The sequence below is a fragment of the Planomonospora algeriensis genome, from assembly GCF_977012225.1.
Window position 1 is genome coordinate 1 of sequence record NZ_CDRNDK010000944.1, and the last position, 950, is coordinate 950.

The following is a 950-nucleotide window of genomic DNA, read 5'->3' on the forward strand; positions in this document are numbered from 1 at the left end:
CGGCCGTCGGGCCCGCGCACCGCGCGGCCCAGCCCCGGGATCCAGGGGCTGCGCAGGTCGGGCCCGGCGGGCAGCGCGTTGAGCCAGGCGGCCGGGACCTGCCGGCGCCCTCCCTCCGGCAGCGCCCGCACACTGTCGGCCGCCACCCGCATCCGCCGGTTCGACCAGAGCATCCAGGTCTGCCCGCCCTCTTCCACCACCATGGCGGAGTCCTGCCCGATCGGGCGCCCGCCGACCTCGAAGCCGCCGATCAGGGACGTGTACGGCCTGCGCGCGCCGGTGGCGTCCGTGCCCTCCACCACGCAGGCCGACCACGGGGCGCGGACCAGGCGGCCGGGCGCGGGCAGCGACTCCGGGGCACCCGGGATGCCCACCAGGGTGCCCCGGGAGAAGCGGGTGAGCGAGGCCGAGGTCACCGTCCGGACCTTCGCGTCCTGCGTGCCCAGGAGCAGCCGGGCGGAGGCCACGTTGGCGACGGGGATCATCCGCCGCTGCGGGGCGCTGTAGACGAACGTCGCGCCCGACTCCTCCTCGACGAGCACCGTGCCGGGTTCGGTGAGCGCGGTCGCGCCGCCCGGCCGCAGCAGTCCCAGCACGCCGAAGACGGCCGCCACCAGGACGGCGGCCAGGACCGCGCAGAACATCGCCACGTTGTACCGGCGCATCGGCGACTCGGGCAGGTCGGGCTCGCCCTGGAGCAGGGCCGTGCCCAGTCGCTGCGTCATCAACCGGTACGCCTGGTAGAGATCGCGACGGGTCTGCATGCCACCTCCGTCTCGCCGGACACGCGGTAGCCGACAGCATAGAAGCGCGATCAAGGAATTGCCGCGCCCGAGACAGAAAAGGGATCTTCCTCCCTTCCGGGGCGGGCGGCGGGCCGACGGGGGCCTCGCGACCCGGTCACGGCGGGGAGCCGCCGCGGCCCGCCGGGCTACAGGGCGGAGCCCTGC

The 950-nt window shown here is 75.6% G+C and carries 1 protein-coding gene; it reads right to left on the reverse strand.

Features of this window, described 5'->3' with window-relative positions; all coding sequences use genetic code 11:
• Positions 1 to 764: type VII secretion protein EccB (gene eccB / locus ACWJ6R_RS37075; RefSeq protein ID WP_449066660.1), on the reverse strand; the 764-nt coding region annotated here is incomplete at its 3' end.
• Between the last annotated feature and the right edge of the window lie 186 nt (positions 765 to 950).